The sequence below is a fragment of the Ruegeria sp. YTSA064 genome (assembly GCF_059610325.1).
Genome location: NZ_JBXWNK010000005.1, coordinates 185,738 through 202,713 on the forward strand (window position 1 = coordinate 185,738; position 16,976 = coordinate 202,713).

At 54.8% G+C, this 16,976-nt stretch carries 17 protein-coding genes; 6 read left to right on the forward strand and 11 right to left on the reverse strand.

Annotated elements, in window-relative coordinates; translation table 11 throughout:
• Positions 1-24: 24 nt before the first annotated feature.
• Genes AC2FI7_RS09480 through AC2FI7_RS09495 form a run of 4 tightly spaced genes read right to left on the reverse strand, consistent with a single transcriptional unit; the run spans position 25 to position 4,599 of the window.
• Entirely contained in the window at positions 25-1,521 is a 1,497-nt protein-coding gene (locus AC2FI7_RS09480; protein ID WP_496815840.1) for a phosphomannomutase/phosphoglucomutase, read from the reverse strand.
• A 15-nt stretch (positions 1,522-1,536) separates the two neighbouring features.
• On the reverse strand, positions 1,537-2,370 hold the full coding sequence (gene kdsA / locus AC2FI7_RS09485) for a 3-deoxy-8-phosphooctulonate synthase (RefSeq protein WP_480606337.1): 834 nt from the start codon (positions 2,368-2,370) through the stop codon (positions 1,537-1,539).
• Between the two features lie 5 nt (positions 2,371-2,375).
• Positions 2,376-3,962, reverse strand: coding sequence for a KpsE/RkpR family capsule polysaccharide export protein (locus AC2FI7_RS09490; RefSeq protein WP_010441838.1), 1,587 nt, complete (start codon positions 3,960-3,962; stop codon positions 2,376-2,378).
• Positions 3,940-4,599 (reverse strand): ABC transporter ATP-binding protein, encoded by a 660-nt coding sequence (locus tag AC2FI7_RS09495; protein ID WP_010441839.1) that lies wholly within the window; start codon positions 4,597-4,599, stop codon positions 3,940-3,942. Before AC2FI7_RS09495 ends, AC2FI7_RS09490 begins: the two co-directional genes overlap by 23 nt.
• Positions 4,600-4,808: 209 nt before the next feature.
• Here AC2FI7_RS09495 and AC2FI7_RS09500 point away from each other — a divergent pair, with 209 nt between their 5' ends.
• Complete coding sequence (locus AC2FI7_RS09500) at positions 4,809-5,396, forward strand: uracil-DNA glycosylase family protein (RefSeq protein ID WP_010441840.1); 588 nt, start codon at positions 4,809-4,811, stop codon at positions 5,394-5,396.
• Positions 5,389-6,177 carry an SseB family protein gene (locus tag AC2FI7_RS09505; protein WP_010441841.1) on the forward strand — a complete coding sequence of 263 codons (789 nt, stop codon included), beginning with the start codon at positions 5,389-5,391 and terminating at the stop codon, positions 6,175-6,177. The genes AC2FI7_RS09500 and AC2FI7_RS09505 overlap by 8 nt, the downstream gene beginning before the upstream one ends.
• Positions 6,178-6,186: 9 nt before the next feature.
• Here AC2FI7_RS09505 and yghU read toward each other — a convergent pair whose 3' ends face one another.
• The gene (gene yghU / locus AC2FI7_RS09510) at positions 6,187-7,062 is read right to left on the reverse strand and encodes a glutathione-dependent disulfide-bond oxidoreductase (protein ID WP_010441842.1); all 876 of its coding nucleotides are present in this window, start codon (positions 7,060-7,062) and stop codon (positions 6,187-6,189) included.
• Positions 7,063-7,305: 243 nt separating this feature from the next.
• Here yghU and AC2FI7_RS09515 point away from each other — a divergent pair, with 243 nt between their 5' ends.
• Positions 7,306-7,824 (forward strand): YHS domain-containing (seleno)protein, encoded by a 519-nt coding sequence (locus tag AC2FI7_RS09515; protein WP_010441843.1) that lies wholly within the window; start codon positions 7,306-7,308, stop codon positions 7,822-7,824.
• A gap of 60 nt (positions 7,825-7,884) precedes the next feature.
• Here AC2FI7_RS09515 and AC2FI7_RS09520 read toward each other — a convergent pair whose 3' ends face one another.
• Positions 7,885-8,562, reverse strand: a complete 678-nt coding sequence (locus AC2FI7_RS09520) for a J domain-containing protein (protein ID WP_496833361.1) — start codon at positions 8,560-8,562, stop codon at positions 7,885-7,887.
• Positions 8,563-8,750: 188 nt separating this feature from the next.
• A complete protein-coding gene (gene metF, locus AC2FI7_RS09525) occupies positions 8,751-9,617 on the reverse strand; it encodes a methylenetetrahydrofolate reductase [NAD(P)H] (RefSeq protein ID WP_010441845.1) in 867 nt (288 codons plus the stop codon).
• Positions 9,618-9,711: 94 nt separating this feature from the next.
• Here metF and AC2FI7_RS09530 point away from each other — a divergent pair, with 94 nt between their 5' ends.
• Both AC2FI7_RS09530 and AC2FI7_RS09535 read left to right on the forward strand, forming a co-directional pair.
• Positions 9,712-10,617, forward strand: a complete 906-nt coding sequence (locus AC2FI7_RS09530) for a LysR family transcriptional regulator (protein ID WP_010441846.1) — start codon at positions 9,712-9,714, stop codon at positions 10,615-10,617.
• Between the two features lie 95 nt (positions 10,618-10,712).
• Complete coding sequence (locus AC2FI7_RS09535) at positions 10,713-11,498, forward strand: inositol monophosphatase family protein (protein WP_010441847.1); 786 nt, start codon at positions 10,713-10,715, stop codon at positions 11,496-11,498.
• Positions 11,499-11,555: 57 nt separating this feature from the next.
• Here the strand turns inward: AC2FI7_RS09535 and bhcD are convergent, their stop codons facing one another.
• The 4 genes from bhcD to bhcA all read right to left on the reverse strand — a co-directional run bounded on the left by bhcD (position 11,556) and on the right by bhcA (position 15,945).
• Entirely contained in the window at positions 11,556-12,521 is a 966-nt protein-coding gene (bhcD, locus tag AC2FI7_RS09540; protein ID WP_010441848.1) for an iminosuccinate reductase BhcD, read from the reverse strand.
• A 75-nt stretch (positions 12,522-12,596) separates the two neighbouring features.
• On the reverse strand, positions 12,597-13,760 hold the full coding sequence (gene bhcC / locus AC2FI7_RS09545) for a 3-hydroxy-D-aspartate aldolase BhcC (RefSeq protein ID WP_170779580.1): 1,164 nt from the start codon (positions 13,758-13,760) through the stop codon (positions 12,597-12,599).
• 11 nt (positions 13,761-13,771) lie between these two features.
• Entirely contained in the window at positions 13,772-14,743 is a 972-nt protein-coding gene (gene bhcB / locus AC2FI7_RS09550; protein WP_170772499.1) for a beta-hydroxyaspartate dehydratase BhcB, read from the reverse strand.
• Positions 14,744-14,754: 11 nt separating this feature from the next.
• Complete coding sequence (gene bhcA, locus AC2FI7_RS09555; RefSeq protein WP_170772497.1) at positions 14,755-15,945, reverse strand: L-aspartate--glyoxylate aminotransferase BhcA; 1,191 nt, start codon at positions 15,943-15,945, stop codon at positions 14,755-14,757.
• Positions 15,946-16,148: 203 nt separating this feature from the next.
• On the opposite strand from bhcA, the gene AC2FI7_RS09560 reads away from it, so the two are divergent.
• Positions 16,149-16,970: an IclR family transcriptional regulator gene (locus AC2FI7_RS09560; RefSeq protein WP_010441852.1), complete on the forward strand. Its 822-nt coding sequence runs from the start codon at positions 16,149-16,151 to the stop codon at positions 16,968-16,970.
• Positions 16,971-16,976 lie beyond the last annotated feature (6 nt).

A 16,976-nucleotide genomic window follows, 5' to 3' on the forward strand; every position in this document is an offset into this window, starting at 1 on the left:
AAACCAGCGCCCTTGTTATGTGGGCTAGATGGTCTGATCGTACTCGCCAACGCTGGGTTCGGTGCGAATAACAGCGTCAATATCGGCGAAAATCGCCCGCAATTCGTCTTCGCTTTCGCTGCTTTCGCAAACCACCACGAGGTTCGGAGTATTCGACGAGGCGCGCACCAGCCCCCAGCTGCCATTGTCCAGAATGACGCGCGCGCCATTGACGGTCACTACCTCTTTGACCGCTCGGCCCGCGAAGCTTTCGCCAGCATCGGCCATTGCGACCAACTTATCGACGAGGCGCTGCAAGATATCATATTTCTCGGTATCCGCTGCGTAAGGTGACATGGTGGGTGTTGACCACGTCTTGGGCAGCGCCTTGCGCAGGTCAGACATGCTCTGATCTGGGTTGCGGTCCATCAGCTTGCAGATTTCCACCGCCACGCGCATCCCGCAGTCATATCCGCGCCCGACTGGCTCAGCCAAGAAATAGTGGCCCGATTTTTCAAACCCGGCCAGCGCACCGATTTCTTTGACCCGACGCTTCATATGACTGTGGCCGGTTTTCCAATAGTCGGCTTTGACACCATGAGCCCGCAATTCGGGATCGCTGGCGAAAAGACCGGTAGATTTCACATCGGCCACAAAGGTCGAATTCGGATAAATCTTGGCCAGATCGCGGGCCATAATGACGCCGACCTTGTCGGCAAATATCTCTTCGCCTTCGTCATCTACAACGCCACAACGATCCCCATCGCCATCAAAACCAAGCGCCAGATCGGCGCCGCTGGCTTTGACTGTATCGGACATGTCATGCAGCATTTCCATCGCTTCGGGGTTCGGGTTGTAGTTGGGGAATGTGTAATCCAGATCGTTGTGGCTTGGCACAACCTGAACACCGATCCGTTCGAAAATTTCGGGCGCAAAGGCAGCGGCAGTTCCATTGCCGGTGGCGCAGACCACCTTCAGCGGGCGGGACATTTTGAAGTCACCGACCAGATCGTCGATATAGGCCTCTTTCACACCGTCCACGAATTCATATGACCCGCCCGGGTGCGCGACGCCTTTGCCGTTCAGAACGATATCGCGAAGTTCGGACATCTCGTCAGGCCCGTGTGTCAAAGGGCGATCGAAACCCATTTTGACGCCGGTCCAGCCATTGGGGTTGTGGCTGGCTGTGACCATCGCAACTGCGGGCACATCCAGATGAAACTGTGCAAAATAAGCCATCGGGCTGAGCGCCGGGCCAATATCCTTTACCTGAATGCCTGCCTGCATAAGCCCAACGATCAGCGCGTTTTTGATCGACAGGGAATAATCGCGATAATCATTGCCCACCGCAATTACCGGTGCGATTCCGCGTTTCTGCATCTGGGTACCCAGACCCAGTCCCAGAGCCGTCATACCCGGCAGGTTGATCTCGTCAGGGTATTTCCACCGCGCATCATATTCGCGAAAGCCCGTGGGCTTGATCATCGGGTCGCGCAGAAAACTCCAGGTGTTTGGGGTCACCTCACTGAAGGGTTTGGTCATTACAAATCTCAATCGTTAAATCTGAATTGGGTTTTCTTTGGCCAGCGCATCAAATCGCATCAATGTGTCAACCAGATGGCCCATCTGATCCAGATGGATCATGTTCGGCCCATCTGAGGGTGCGGTGTCGGGATCCTGATGGGTTTCTACGAAAACGGCTCCGACGCCCAGAGAGACAGCGGCACGCGCCATCACTGGCGCAAACTCACGCTGTCCTCCTGAGGAACCGCCTTGGCCGCCGGGCTGTTGCACCGAATGGGTTGCGTCCATGACGACCGGATATCCGGTTTGCGCCATCTGCGGCAGCGACCGCATGTCCGCGACCAGCGTATTGTAGCCAAACGAAGTTCCGCGCTCGGTCAGCAGGATGTTCTGATTGCCAGTGCTTTCGATCTTAGTAACGATATTGGGCATTTCCCACGGGGCGAGAAACTGTCCCTTCTTTACGTTGACCGCTTTTCCAGTATTGCCTGCCGCCAGCAGCATGTCCGTCTGACGACACAGAAACGCAGGGATTTGCAGGATATCGACAGCCTCGGCTGTAATCGCGCATTGGGCTTCGGTATGAACATCGGTCAAAACCGGAATGCCCATGGTTTTGCGAATGTCGTCCAGCACCTTCAGCCCAGCATCAATGCCCATACCACGCTTGCCGGAAAGCGAGGTCCGGTTTGCTTTGTCATACGAGGCCTTGAACACATATTGCGCACCTGCGGCGTCGCAGGCCTCTTTCATGGTGCCGGCGATCATCTGGGCGTGTTCGGCGGACTCAAGCTGGCAAGGGCCAGCGATGATGGTCAGCGGAAGGTCGTTGCCAACCATGAGGTCGGCGATTTTTACATGTTTCATGAGTCTTACGAGGATACCTGTTCACGAAGGACCGACGCGGTAAGCGAGATCATCAGGTAGATACCAGCAAATAACAGGAAAGCCAAAATCGTATTTTCGAACTTGCGCGGATAGCTGGGTTCCTGGCTGGCAACAGGGTTCACCGAGACGGTCAGATACCGCACTTTCCGGTTGGCCTCGGTCCGTGTGGCTTCCATTTGCTGCATTGCCGTTTGCAGCATCATATCTCGGGCCGCTAGATCGGCCTGTGCCATCTGAATACGTACGCTCAGACGCGCCAGCGAATTTTCGCCTGCTGAAGCATCCAGCATCTCAGCATTCAATTCTGACAGCACGGCCTCCAGCCGTTTAATATCTGCACGCGTGCCGTCCACTTTAGCTTTGTTGGGCCGTGCATTGTCAAGAAGGGCGGCCAGCTGCAATTCTTTATCCTGCAGCTCAATTTCAAACTGATCGATTCTGGCACGCAAGCTGGCGATCACGCTTTGCGGATCCAGTATGGCACCCTGCAACTGCAATTCGATCAGGTCTTCCTGTGCCTGCCTGCGCGCTTCTTGCGCGGCTTCAAAGCCCGCCAATGCATCACGCATTTGATCTTCGCGTTTCAGCTCGGTCAGGCCATTAATCCTCTCCTCAGCGTAAGAGATCAGACGATTGGATAGATCGACCGAGATTTCAGGGCTGGGCGCGGCGACCTCCATGCGAATGACACCATCACTAGGGTCGTACCCGATCGTGATCATTCGCTTAAAAAGCTTGTAAGTTTCTTCAAGCGTCGCATCAGAGGGCAAACGTTGGATCAGATCAATATTGTCTTGCTGAAAGAACTCAGCAAACCCGACATCCCGTTCAAGGCGTTCCAGCGCGTCCTTGGATTCCAAAAACTCCTGAGTGGATACTGAATCCTGTGCTGTTGCAAACTGTGTCCCCGCGAGGAAGCCACCGAAAGAGGCCCCTCCACCGTCGGCTTGCAAAATCGAAAACACGGAATCGCTGGCGTACATCGGCGTTGCGACCCGATAGAAATAGTATCCCACAATGAATGTAGGCAGGATCACAAAGGCCGTTAGCCGCGCAAATAATGCAACGAGTTTGCGGCGCCGTCTGCGGGCGATGTCTTTCTGGATTTGCCCGATCTCATATTCGCGGCGTTGGGCCGGGCTGAGCTCTGGACCTGGCAGGTTCTTTTGAGTTTCTTTGGCGGTCTGAGGTAAGTGAATTTTGATGTTATCTGGCGTCGCTTTGTCGTCGGTTGAATTGCGTTGATCGTAAGCTGCAAGATCTAGCAGATTGGAACGCTGAAACGGATCAATCCCTTTCTTACGCAACAGTCGCACTGCGTCATAATCAGAGGTTGCTGCCAACCCATTCTTGTGGGCAAGCCGTCTGGCGACTCTCAATTGCCGCCCGGTTAACCCTTCGCGCTTGATTGCGTCCAATTCGGTCCCCGGCTGCTGCGCGTCTGTGCCGGAACCAGAGGCCTGAGTCGCCTTGCGAATACGATCGATCGCCTCCGAGCGTGCCTCAGCAGTGCCAGCTCCGCGCGCTGCGCGGTCAGGGTTGTATTTTCTAGCCTTGGGCTTGGTAGTCATAGAGCTGCTTCGCCTCTTCCAAGGTTTCAAACATATAAAGCTGACCATCCACCAAAACAGCAGCTTGGCGCGCGAATTTCTCGAGGGTAGATGGATTGTGTGACACGATTACCAAGGTTGTTGTCCGAAGCTTCTCTTTCAGGATATCGCCGGCTTTCTTGTTGAATTCCACATCTGTGGTCGAGGGCATCCCTTCGTCAATCAAATACATGTCGAAATCCAGAGCCAACATCAGCGCAAAGGTAAATCTGGCGCGCATACCGGACGAGTAGGTGCCAAGCGGCTGGTCAAAATACTCACCCAGATTGCACAGCCATTTACAATAGGCTTCGACATAATCAGGGTCCATGCCGTAGATCTTGGCGATCGAGCGCGCGTTTTCGAGCGCTGACAGGCGTTTGGCGACACCCCCGGTGAAGCCCATGGGGAAAGACACACGGCAATCCCGTCGAATTACACCTTCGTCCGGTTTTTCCAACCCTGCCATCATATTGATCAATGTGGTTTTGCCTGTTCCGTTCGGGGCCAGGACCCCAAGTGAGGTGCCCAGTTCGACACGGAACGACACCTGATCCAGAATCACTTTGCGGCGGGTTCCGGTCCAGAATGACTTGCTGACATTTTCGAATTCCAGCATTTGCGGCCTGTCATCGTACTGTTTTGTTATGGCTCGAAGGTGTGTGTGCTACGGGTCCATGTTGGCCACATTATGTCGAAACATGAAACAAATGATCAATGCGGATCCCGCGATATGACATTGAAGTGTTGCCAAGTTAGGTGCTGTTGGCTCCGACCGTATTCATTCCTATCTTAATTGAGTGTTCATTGCGGGAACGTTTCAATCCGATGAAGTCGCTCATTAAGGATATCGGAGAGTGCCGACTTTGCGCGGACAGGTTTGCGCAGACGGCTACCGCGCACAAGCCGCGCCCGGTTGTCTGGTTCCAATCCGGCGCACGAATTCTGATCGCCGGTCAGGCACCGGGGGCTCGGGTGCACCTGTCGGGAAAGCCCTTTACCGATCCCTCGGGTGATCGCCTAAGGGATTGGTTGGGGCTGGACGAACAAGGCTTTTATGACCGCTCGCGTGTATCAATTGTGCCGATGGCATTTTGCTTTCCTGGATATAATGCGCGTAAGGCCGACCTACCACCACCGCCGATATGTGGGCGCACATGGCATGAAAAAGTGATGAATGCGCTGGGAGAGGTGCCGCTGACAATCCTCGTTGGCGGTCACGCGCACAAATACCATCTGGGTGTGAAAACGCCGGTCACCGAGACCGTCAGCCGTTGGAGAGACCATGCGCCGCGGGTCTTTGCCTTGCCACACCCGTCTTGGCGCAATACGGCTTGGCTGAATAAAAACCCCTGGTTTGAGGCCGAGCTTTTGCCGGTTCTTCGGCAACGGGTGCAAGAGGTTCTGAATGACTGAAACTACAGCTTTAGATGCTGCACATGCCGCTATGCTTGCAGCGCCAGAAGACGATTCAGCACGGCTGCGTTTCTTTGAAAGGTTAGCCGACAGCGAGCTGTTCCTGATGCTGTCGGAAGAGGCCAGGGACGAGAATATTTCGCCTGAGCTCTTCGATGTGGCTGATGGCCGTTTCGTGCTGGCCTTTGATCTTGAGGAACGTTTGGCAGAGTTTGCGGGGCATCCGGTTCCCTATGTTGCTCTGTCCGGGCGTGTCTTATCCGGAATGCTGTCAGGGCAAGGAATTGGTTTGGGCCTGAACCTTGAGACCGCGCCGTCATCGATGTTGATCCCGACCGAGGCATTGGGCTGGTTGGAAAGCACGCTGCAGCACGGCCCGCAAGAAGTGCAGCAGAGGCTTACTGAATTTCACCCGCCCGCCGGTCTGCCAGATAAATTGCTGACTGCACTTGATACTAAGCTGGCGACTGCAGCAGGCCTCGCCACTGCGGCTTTTCTAGTGGGAACGAAGACGGATGATGGCGGTCGGGGCCATCTTTTGGGTTTTGTCTCGGCAGTTGAAAACGCGCAGCCTGCTCTGGCGCGCGCCGTTTCTGAGGCGCTGACATTTTCGGGGATTGAGGCGGGTGCATTGGATGTCGGGTTCTTTGAAGCAGAGGAACCGGCAGCCGCCGCGCTGGCAAAGGTCGGACTTAGGTTCGATTTACCCCAGCCACAGGCTCCGAAAGTTGAAAGGGCCGCCCCGGGCAGTAACCCCGAGCGGCCCCCGATCCTGAAATAACAAAGCGCGTTAGTCTGCCGCTTCCAGCTTGTCCTGTGTACGCGTCTCAAAGTCACTTGCATCGTGACGTTCGTGCAATTGAGTGTGAGGTTCGCCAAATGGGCGATTGACCATTCGACCACGCTGAACGGCTGGGCGCGCATCGATTGCTTTGGCCCATCGCATTACGTTTTTGTAGCTTTCGACATCAAGGAATTCCGCCGCATCGTATAGACGGCCCAGAACCAGTTGTCCGTACCAAGGCCAGATAGCCATATCGGCGATCGTATATTCTTCGCCAGCGATATAGGTCTTTTCAGCAAGTTCCCGATCCAATACGTCCAACTGGCGTTTGGCTTCCATCGCGAAACGGTCAATCGGGTATTGCCACTTCTCAGGAGCGTAGGCGTAGAAGTGGCCAAAGCCGCCACCCAGATACGGTGCACTGCCCATCTGCCAGAATAACCAGTTCATAACCTCAGTTCGTTCCGCACCACTCGCGGGTAGAAACTCACCGAACTTCTCTGCCAGATGCATAAGAATAGAGGCACTTTCGAACACGCGCACAGGTATTTCATCCGAATGATCCCAAAGCGCGGGAATTTTCGAGTTGGGGTTGGCCCCGACAAAGCCCGAACTAAACTGGTCGCCTTCGCCAATATTGACCAGCCAGGCATTGTACTCTGCCCCACTGTGGCCCAGAGCCAGCAGCTCTTCGAGCATCACAGTGACTTTAATACCGTTGGGTGTTGCCAGAGAATAAAGCTGCAGCGGGTGCTTTCCGACCGGAAGGTCCTTGTCATGTGTGGCACCGGCAATTGGCCGGTTGATATTGGCAAATTGTCCGCCGCTTTCACTGTCCCACGTCCAGACCTTAGGTGGGGTATAGGTGGATTGTTCGCTCATATCATGCCTTTCTTGCGCTGCTGGCCAATGGACCGCTAAATCAACAGCTAATATTGCAGAACTCAGAGTCCAACCCCAAACATCGCGGGTATTTTGTAACAATCCCCCGGATACACCTCACAATTCCCAATTCGTTTTCACAGCGGCGCGAGTGGGACTTCGCGCGAGGCCAAAAACACCTATTGTCTGAGTAGACCCGTAGCGTGGGTGCCCAGAAACCAATAGGACATGAGGACAATTCACATGAAACGCTTTGCACTGACCCTTGCAGCGACGATGGCTTTCGCCATGCCTGCATTCGCAGGAGATCAATATGTCGACGGTACCGGATTTGCGGTGTCAGGGTATGACGTCGTTGCCTATCGCGACTTGGATCAAGTTGCCGTGGGTCAATCGCAGCCCGAGGCAGTTCGCGGCCGGTCTGACATCACTGCCGATTATAACGGTGCGACCTGGGCATTTTCGACTGAAGAAAACCGCGATAAGTTCCTCGAAAATCCGGCCTATTATGCACCGCAATATGATGGACACTGCGCCTATGGCGTGTCGCGTGGCGGCAAGGTTCCGGCCAACCCGAACCTGTGGCGGATCGTCGATGACAAACTGTATCTGAACATCACCGATGTAGTTGTCGGCTTTTGGGAAGAGGACGTTCCCGGCAACATCAATTTGGCAGAAGGCAACTGGCCGGGTATCGAACCCGACGCGGCGTCTACCAGTGTGATCCCGAAATTTACTTCGGAAGGTCCAGTGTCCAACTGATATTGGTGAAAAAAGTAAGCCCGGCCTTAACAGCCGGGCTTTTTTTACTGGCAGGTTCTCTCACCCTGCCAACTCAAACAAATCCCGCATTTGCTGGTCTGCTTCAAACCGAATCCTAACGCTTCGGGCACCGGGAAACTTCCGTTCGCGTATAGGGTCGGGAATGACAATTTCACCCGAACCCGCACCTTTGGATTTAAATGTCAAAATCTCGGTTTCAGTTTTCCTGCAACTTGCCAGAACCGATGTTGGCAAGGCGACTCGGTTTTCACCCTTGCAGACAGAAGACGCGACGAAGTAAGTCAGGTCACGTCCGAAACAGCCGATTGCATCTGGCACATGGTCAGATGACTGGTCTTGGTCGTCGCTTGTCGCGGCGTAGTCAATCGCAGACATATCTGAAAGCACGTATTCGGGATTCAGCAAATCACGGCAAGCTTTGATCTCATCGGCGTCCAGTTCGATAACACGTTTCTTTAGGCGTGGACGACGTGGTGTCGACGAACTCGTCACCCCTTTTCGGGTCAGACCCTCGCTACGCAGAAAATCGTAAGCCGACTTGGCTTTGGAAAAAACCGAATGGTCACCATCCGTATGATCAGGGTGATCATGAAAGGCGATATTGCGCCAGGCGTCTCTGATGTCGTTTGCGTTGGCGTGGGTAGGCAGGCCAAGAACCTGAAACGCTTCTGCCCGAGCCTTAACTTTGCTCACTGGCTCCATACTGATAACACTCATTAAAACTACACTGCGCTCAGAGTGCCATCGATCACATTTTTGTCAAATTTTCTTAGATATTAGCGTTAATCCCAGCAACAGTTTCTGGAATCAATTCTGGATTGTCGCCCGCGCTTTAATCGGCGTGCCGCACATCGGTAGTGGTGGGTGTGCCCAGCGACAGATTTGCCACCGGATAGGCCACAAGTTCAAGCGACGTTCTGCAATTCGGTCTGAGGTGTAATACCCAATGCGAAACACACATCGCGGGTCAGTTCAGGGCGATTGAGCGTGTAGAAATGCAACTTGTCCACACCACCTTCGATCAGGTCCGAGCAGAGTTCGGTGCAAAGCGCAGTGGCAAGAAGGTCTTCGCGATCGTCGCGGATCGCCTTCTCAAATGCATTTTCGATCCACTCGGGTACTCGGGTTCCACAGCGTTTTGCGAAGTTGCGTGCCCCTTTCCAGTTTTCGATTGGAAGAATTCCGGGCACGATTGGTTTATCAATGCCTGCTTTTTCGCAAGCATCCCGGAACCGGAAAAAAGTCTCGGCTTCGAAAAAGAACTGGGTTAGCGCTTCGTCCGCACCCGCGTCCAGTTTTGCCTTTAGCCAATCCACATCGGTTCGGGCGTTCTGTGCCTCAGGGTGGATGTCAGGATAGGCACCGACGCGAATACTGAACATTTCTGTTTCTGCCAGCGCGGATATCAATTCGACCGAATTGGCAAATCCTTCCGGATGTGGCTGGAACCGGTCCTGTCCCTTGGGAGGATCGCCGCGAAGCGCGACGATATCCTGAACGCCTGCGCGTGCGAACGTATCGGCAATCTCAAGGGTTTCTTGACGCGAGGCATCTACACAGGTCAGATGCGCGGCAACGGGCAGGCCTGAAGATTTGTGCAGGGTTGCAACCGCATCGCGTGTCAGTTCGCGCGTCGTGCCCCCAGCGCCATAGGTGACGGACACAAAGCGAGGGTTCAGCGGAGCCAGCGTCTGAACCGTATCCCACAGGCGAAACGAGGCCTCCAGCGTCTGGGGCGGGAAAAATTCGAATGAGATCTCAGGCTTGGTCATAATGGCCTCGTAACTGTCATTTACGCTCTTGTGCCACCTGAGGCGTTGTGAGACAAACTCATATTATTCAACAACAACATGAGTCACGCAGCATATGCATATTGAGTTCCGACATCTGCGGACGATCAAAGCCATCCACGAATGTGGCGGTTTGGCACGTGCTGCTGATCAATTAAACATTACCCAGTCAGCATTGAGCCATCAGATCAAGGGCTTGGAAGATCAAGCCGGGGTTGAATTGTTCCTGCGCCGTTCTAAGCCAATGAAACTGTCTGCAGCCGGTCTGCGACTGTTGCGGCTGGCAGAGCAAATACTGCCGCAGGTCGAGGCAATGCAGGATGAGTTTTCATCGCTGCGCGACGGTCGCACCGGGCGTATGCATATTGCGATCGAATGTCACGCTTGTTTCGAATGGCTGTTCCCTGTGCTCGAAGCCTTCCGAAAATCCTGGTCTGATGTCGATGTAGACATTCGCCCAGGTCTCGCATTCGACGCGCTACCTGCGTTGCAGAAGGAAGAGGTAGATCTTGTGGTCTCCTCCGACCCTGAAGATTTGCCGGGTGTCGAGTTTATTGAACTCTTTGACTATCAAGCCGTGTTTGTCGCGGCGTCCTCGCACCCGCTGGCTGATAAACCATTCATAGATGCCGAGGACTTTCGCGGCCAGACACTGATCACCTATCCGGTCGAACGGACACGTCTGGACGTATTCAGCCAGTTACTAATCCCGGCTCGTGTTGAACCAGCCACAATCCGTCAGGTTGAACTGACAGCTGTGATCCTTTTGTTGGTTGCGTCGAACCGAGGTATTTCTGTTCTGCCTGATTGGGTCGTGCGTGAGGTAAAGTACAATTCGGACTATGTAACCCGCCCACTGACCAAAGACGGGATCACCCGCAGGCTCTATGCTGCAGTTCGCAGTGAGGACCTTGAAAAACCCTTTGTGCAAGAGCTGGTAAAGCTGGCCCGGACTGAGGCGCGAAAGCTGCAGACGCAATAGCGCCAGACGCAGATCAGCCATGCGCATCATTCCTCTTGGCAAGGGCGCGTTGCCCCAGTATACGCGCGGCTTGACCGGACAGGAGCCTATTTAAAATGGTTGGCAGTGCAAATCTCAACATCATGATCAAAGCCGCGCGGAAAGCAGGGCGTTCTCTGGTCAAGGATTTTCGTGAAGTCGAGAACCTGCAGGTGTCGATGAAGGGCGCGGGCGACTTTGTGTCCAAAGCCGACATTGCGGCCGAAGCAATTTTGAAAGAGGAACTGCTGGGTGCCCGCCCGACCTATGGCTGGCTGGCCGAAGAGGGCGGTTCGATTGATGGCGAAGACCCGACCCGCCGCTGGATTGTTGACCCGCTGGACGGGACCACCAACTTCCTGCACGGCCTGCCGCATTGGGCAGTCTCGATCGCTCTCGAACACAAGGGCAAGATCGTCTCCGGTGTGATCTATGACCCAGCCAAGGACGAGATGTTCTTTGCTGAAAAAGGCGAGGGTGCGTGGATGAACGACATGCGCATTCGTGTCTCGGGACGGCACCGTATGATCGAGTCTATCTTCTCAACCGGTTTGCCGTTCGGTGGCCGTTCGGACCTCCCCGCGACCCTTCAGGATCTCGCCCGTTTGATGCCAGCCTGTGCTGGTGTGCGCCGCTGGGGTGCTGCTGCTCTGGACATGGCTTATGTCGCCGCAGGTCGTTATGAGGGCTTCTGGGAACGCCGGCTCAACGCTTGGGACGTTGCAGCGGGCATCATCATCGTGAAAGAAGCAGGCGGGTTCGTTCAGGCGCTGAACCCCGAAGGCAGCGTGCTTGAAGATGGCGAAGTAATTTGTGCGAATGAGCCGATCTTTGACAACTTTGCCAAAGTGATCCGGGGCTGAACGGCTTCTTCCAGCTTCATAGATGAACGCGCGCCCGATTGGAGCGCGCGTTTTTGTCTAGAAATCCACTTCGATCGCGATCCCTTGCTCAACAGCAAGCTCGACCACGGCGCTTGCGACGGCCAAGTCCTGCAACCCGACGCCCGTTCCATCGAATAGCGTGACCTCTTGATCGGATTGCCGTCCGGGATGTGTGCCATTGATGACTTCACCTATCTGCCGGATATCGGTTTCGGTTTTCGATCCACTGGCGACTGCGTGCTGACATTCGCCCAGTGTGATGGACTGAGCGACCTCATCCGTAAAGACAGTGGCGCGGTTGATCAGGTCGACCCCGACTTCTTGTTTGCCGACCGTATCGGTGCCCATGCAGGCGACATGTGTGCCGTCTGATACATGATCCGACATCAGAGTAGGCGCAAATGACGATGTAATCGTGATGATCACATCCGCCTCGACCATGCCGGGCAATTCCACAGCTTCAAAGGGCAGGCCAGCCTCAGACGCGACTTCTTCGATGTTGGGCAGCATATCGGGGTGCAGATTCCAGCCGATGACCTTCTCAAACTCTCTTTGCTCCAACGCGGCACGCAATTGGAACTTGGCCTGATGACCCGCACCGACCATGCCGATCACCTTGGCGTCTTTACGTGCCAGATGGTTGATGGATACGGAAGAGGCAGCCGCCGTGCGCAGGGCTGTCAGCAAATTGCCTCCGACAATCGCCTTCACCCGGCCCGTATCAGGGTCAAACAGGAATACGGTGGATTGATGATTGATCAGCCCGTGCGTTTCCAGATTGTTGGGCCAATATCCACCGGCCTTGAGGCCAAGCGTCATGCCCGCCCGATCAAATCCGCCTTTGAAGCCATAAAGCGCATCTGCATGGCCAATGGCTTCGCGCACGACTGGAAAATTATAGGCGTCTCCTGCCGCCATTGCGGCAAATACCTGTTCGATCGCCTCGTAGCTTTCGTTGCGGCCCAGCAGAGCGCCGATTTCCTTTTCAGGAACGATGATCATCTATTTTGCCTTTCGTGAGTACTGATGATCTACGGTTAGACAGGCGACCTGAGCCGCCTGCCTTTCCTGTTATGATCAATAGGCCTTGCCGCGTGCCGAGACTGGCCAAAGCGCTTCGACTTTTCCGTTCCGCACACCAACGTACCAGTCATGAACATTGCAGGTCGGGTCGCAATGCCCCGGTACAAGCCGTAATCTGTCGTTTACCTTCAACGCGCCGTTTGGATCACCGATGACCCCGTGCTCGTCAGAACATTTGAGGTATTCCACATCGTCTCGTCCAAATATGAAGGGCAGGCCGCTATCGACTGATTGCGCCTTAAGACCTGCATCACAGATTGCCTTGTCCGCTTTGGCATGGCTCATCACGCTGGTCAGAATGAACAGCGCGTTTTCCCATTCGCCTTGGTCAATCCGGTTGCCATCCTTATCGAGAATTCGGCCATAATCGGCATCCATGAAGGCGTAGGACCCACATTGCAGTTCATTATACACGCCTGAGTTGGCCTCAAAGTAATACGATCCTGTCCCACCGCCCGAGACCAGCTCGCAGTCGATACCAGCGCTCTTTAGGCCGTCATATGCGTCTTCGACCATAGCGATGGCGGCATCCAATTTCTCTTTTCTGGCCTCATAGGTATCAAGGTGCTGCATCGCGCCCTGATAGGCCTGAATGCCAGTGAATTTCAGGTTTGGCGCAGCTTCGGCAGCCTTGGCGATGGTAACGACATCCTCGGTCGTTGTTACCCCACAACGACCGGCACCGCAGTCGATTTCAACGAATACTTCCAGATCGGTCCCGTGGCGTTGCGCCGCTTCGGACAGGTCGGAGATATTCTCGATGTCATCGACGCACACAATCGTACGCGCACCCAACTGAGGCAAGCGTGCCAAACGATCGATCTTGGCCGGATCGCGCACTTGGTTGGACACCAAAATGTCTTTGATACCACCACGTGCGAACACTTCGGCTTCGGACACTTTCTGGCAGCAAACGCCAACGGCACCGCCCAGCTTTTCCTGCAGCTTCGCCACATCTACCGATTTGTGCATTTTGCCATGCACCCGATGGCGCATCCCATGGGCCTTGGCGTAATCGCCCATCTTTTTGATGTTCCGCTCAAGCGCGTCCAGATCGAGGATCAGGCAGGGCGTCTGAATTTCACTTTCATCCATACCGATTGCGGCAGGGATGTCGTAGCCAACTTCAAGCTGATCAATGTTCATCGGTTTATTCATCCTGTTTCTCCTTACCCGTTGAGCCAGGGCAATTTGTCCAAATCCACGTTGCCACCTGTGATGATCACTCCGACCCGCTTGCCTCGGAATGTGTCGGGGTTCTTGATAATGGTCGCAAGCGGGACAGCTGAAGATGGCTCCATCACTACCCGCAGGTATTTCCAGGTGAGCTTCATCGCGTCGATGATTTCTTGTTCGGAGGCGGTGAAGATGTCGGTCACGTAGTTTGAAACGAAGTGCCAGGTGTTTTCCTTGAGCGGCACCAACAGACCATCGGCCACCGTTTTTGGGGCATCATCCGCGATAATGTGACCTGCTTTGAATGAACGGTACGCATCGTCCGCCTGCTCGGGTTCAGCCGCGTAGATTGCGGTTTCCGGCGCCAGGTTTGACACAGTCAGGCAAGTGCCCGAGACCATGCCTCCGCCCCCGATCGGTGCGATTACCGCATCCACACCATCCGTTTGCTCCAGCAACTCGGCCGAACAGGTCGCCTGACCAGTGATGACGCGCGGGTCATTATAAGGGTGTACGAATTCGCCCCCGGTTCTGGCCTGAATCTCGGCGAACGTTGCTTCGCGGGAAGAGGTTGAAGGCTCGCATTCGGTGATCGTACCACCATAGCGACGTACTGCGTCTTTCTTGGCTTGCGGGGCTGTTCGCGGCATGACCACATTACAAGGAATACCTCGGCGACCCGCAGCATATGAAAGAGACAGTGCGTGGTTTCCGCTGGAATGGGTGCAAACGCCCTTGGTTGCCATCTCATCGCTTAAACCAAAGACAGCGTTGCTGGCTCCGCGCACTTTGAAAGCGCCGGCCTCTTGAAAGTTCTCACACTTGAAGAACAGCTGTGCGCCAGTCAGGTCATTTAGGTAATCAGAAGTCATAACCGGTGTGCGCCGAATATGTGGCCTGATCCTTTCATGCGCTGCCCGCATATCTTCAATAGTCAGGTCAGCAACTGGGATTTGATCCAACATTATGGTCCTCCTCAGGCTGCAGCTTTGGCGTGGCCGGATGTTCCAGCGCGATAAAATTCTTGTGCCGCCGCGACGCCGCTGCCCAGCTCAATTGGATAGTTCAGATCGGCCATCGCCATTTCTATCGTGGCCAAACCTGACAGAACCATCACATCCGTCAGACTGCCCAGATGGCCGATGCGGAAGGCTTTGCCATTCAACTCTCCCAACCCGATGCCGAACGAAACGCCGTAGGAGTTAAAGGCATGGTCGGTCAGTTCGTTACTGTCGAACCCTTCGGGCACATAGATTGCGCTGACAGTATCAGAATATAGGTCCGGAGTCTGCGCGACGAGTTTCAGCCCCCATGCGTTGGCCGCGCGTCGAACCCCTTCGGCCAGACGCGTGTGGCGGGCATAGACATTGTCCAGTCCTTCCTCGAACAACATCTTCAGGCTTTCGCGCATACCGTAGATCAGTTGCAACGGAGGCGTGTAAGGAAATCCACCCGAGGCATTGGCCGCCATCATGTCACGAAAATCAAAGAATGTCCGGGGCAGCTTCGCAGTTTCCATTGCTGCCAGCGCCTTGGGGCTAACACACAGGATTGCCATGCCGGTCGCCAGCATGAACCCTTTTTGCGATCCCGAGACAGCGATATCGACGCCCCACTGATCGAATTCAAATGGCATCGAGGCCAGCGAGCTGACGCAATCCACAAACATCATCGCTGGATGATTTGCCGCGTTCATAGCGTGCCGTACGGCCCTGATGTCAGAACGCACTCCGGTTGCGGTTTCATTGTGGGTTACCAAAACGGCCTTGATGTCGTGCGCTTTGTCAGCTGACAGGATCGCTTCAAAGCGGTCTGCAGGTGCACCAGTGCCCCACGTGCATTCGACGATCTGAACGTCCAGCCCATGCCGTTCGCACAGGTCAATCCAGCGGTGACTGAAAACGCCGTAACGCGCGACCAAAACCTTGTCTCCTGGGCTGAGCGTATTAGTGATCGCTGCCTCCCAACCCCCGGTGCCGCTGGCGGGGAAGGTGATGATCTGACCCTCGGTCGTGCCGAAGACTTTCTTTGTATCCTCCAGCACCGGGGCGAAAGTCTCAACGAAATCCGGGGCGCGGTGATCTTGTGTCTGCACCTGCATGGCAAGGCGCAAGCGATCAGGTATGTTGGTTGGGCCTGGGATAAAGACCGGGTTTTGGTTCGACATGACTCAATCCTCTGCTTTGGAAATAAGTGTCGCTGGAACGGGCTTAGGTTGCAATTTTCTTGAAAAACATTTTCATTTTATTCATTAAATAGATAAGGCGCTGAAATAGATGGGAATTTAGTTTCTCAATTTTATTCCCATGGAATTGCGATCTGAAAAACTTGAATCAGTACGGACACTAATATCGGAAGGTGAGCTAGAAAATGGAGTCTCAGAAAAGGCCTCGTGGTCGGCCGAAATCGATGTTCAAGGAAAGCTCAGCCGGAACCATGCAGTCGCTGGACCGAGCGCTGGGCGTACTTACAACCGTCGCCGGGCTGGAACGTGTCGCGCTAAGTGACCTGGCGCGCGAGGTCGATGTACCAACTGCCACCACGCACCGTATTCTGGTGACATTGCAGAAGCACGGGTTCGTCAGTTTCGACGAAGAGCGGCAAGAGTGGATGGTCGGTATCGAAGCCTACCGGACTGGTGCATCTTTCCTTCGACGCAATAACGTTCTCGAGATTGGTAGGCCGATCCTTCGTCGTCTGATGCTGGACAGTGGTGAGACCGCTAATCTGGCGGTGCCTGATGGGCCAGAAGTTGTCTTTGTCGGGCAGGTTGAAACCCAAAATCCGATCCGGGCCTTCTTTCCGCCAGGTGCGCGAACTCCAATGTATGCTTCGGGTACGGGAAAGGCGATTCTGGCTGCTCTGAGCGAGGAAAGTTTAAACAAGGTGTTGGCTCGGACTGACTTGATTGCCTTTACTGAGAACACCAATCTCCCCCAAGCGGGTCTGCACGACGATCTGGCGGAGACCCGTAGGCGCGGCTGGTCTTACGATCATGAAGAGCGCTACGAGGGCATGTCCTGCATTGGCGCGGCGATCTTCAATGATCGCGCCGAACCCTGCGCAGGCATCTCAGTGTCCGGCCCAACTGTGCGGTTCAGCCTCGATCGCGCGCCTGAGCTGGGTATGCTGGTACGTAACGCGGCACAGGAGATTACCCATCTGAGTGGAGGTAGATCGCCCAGCCAGTGATCCGCG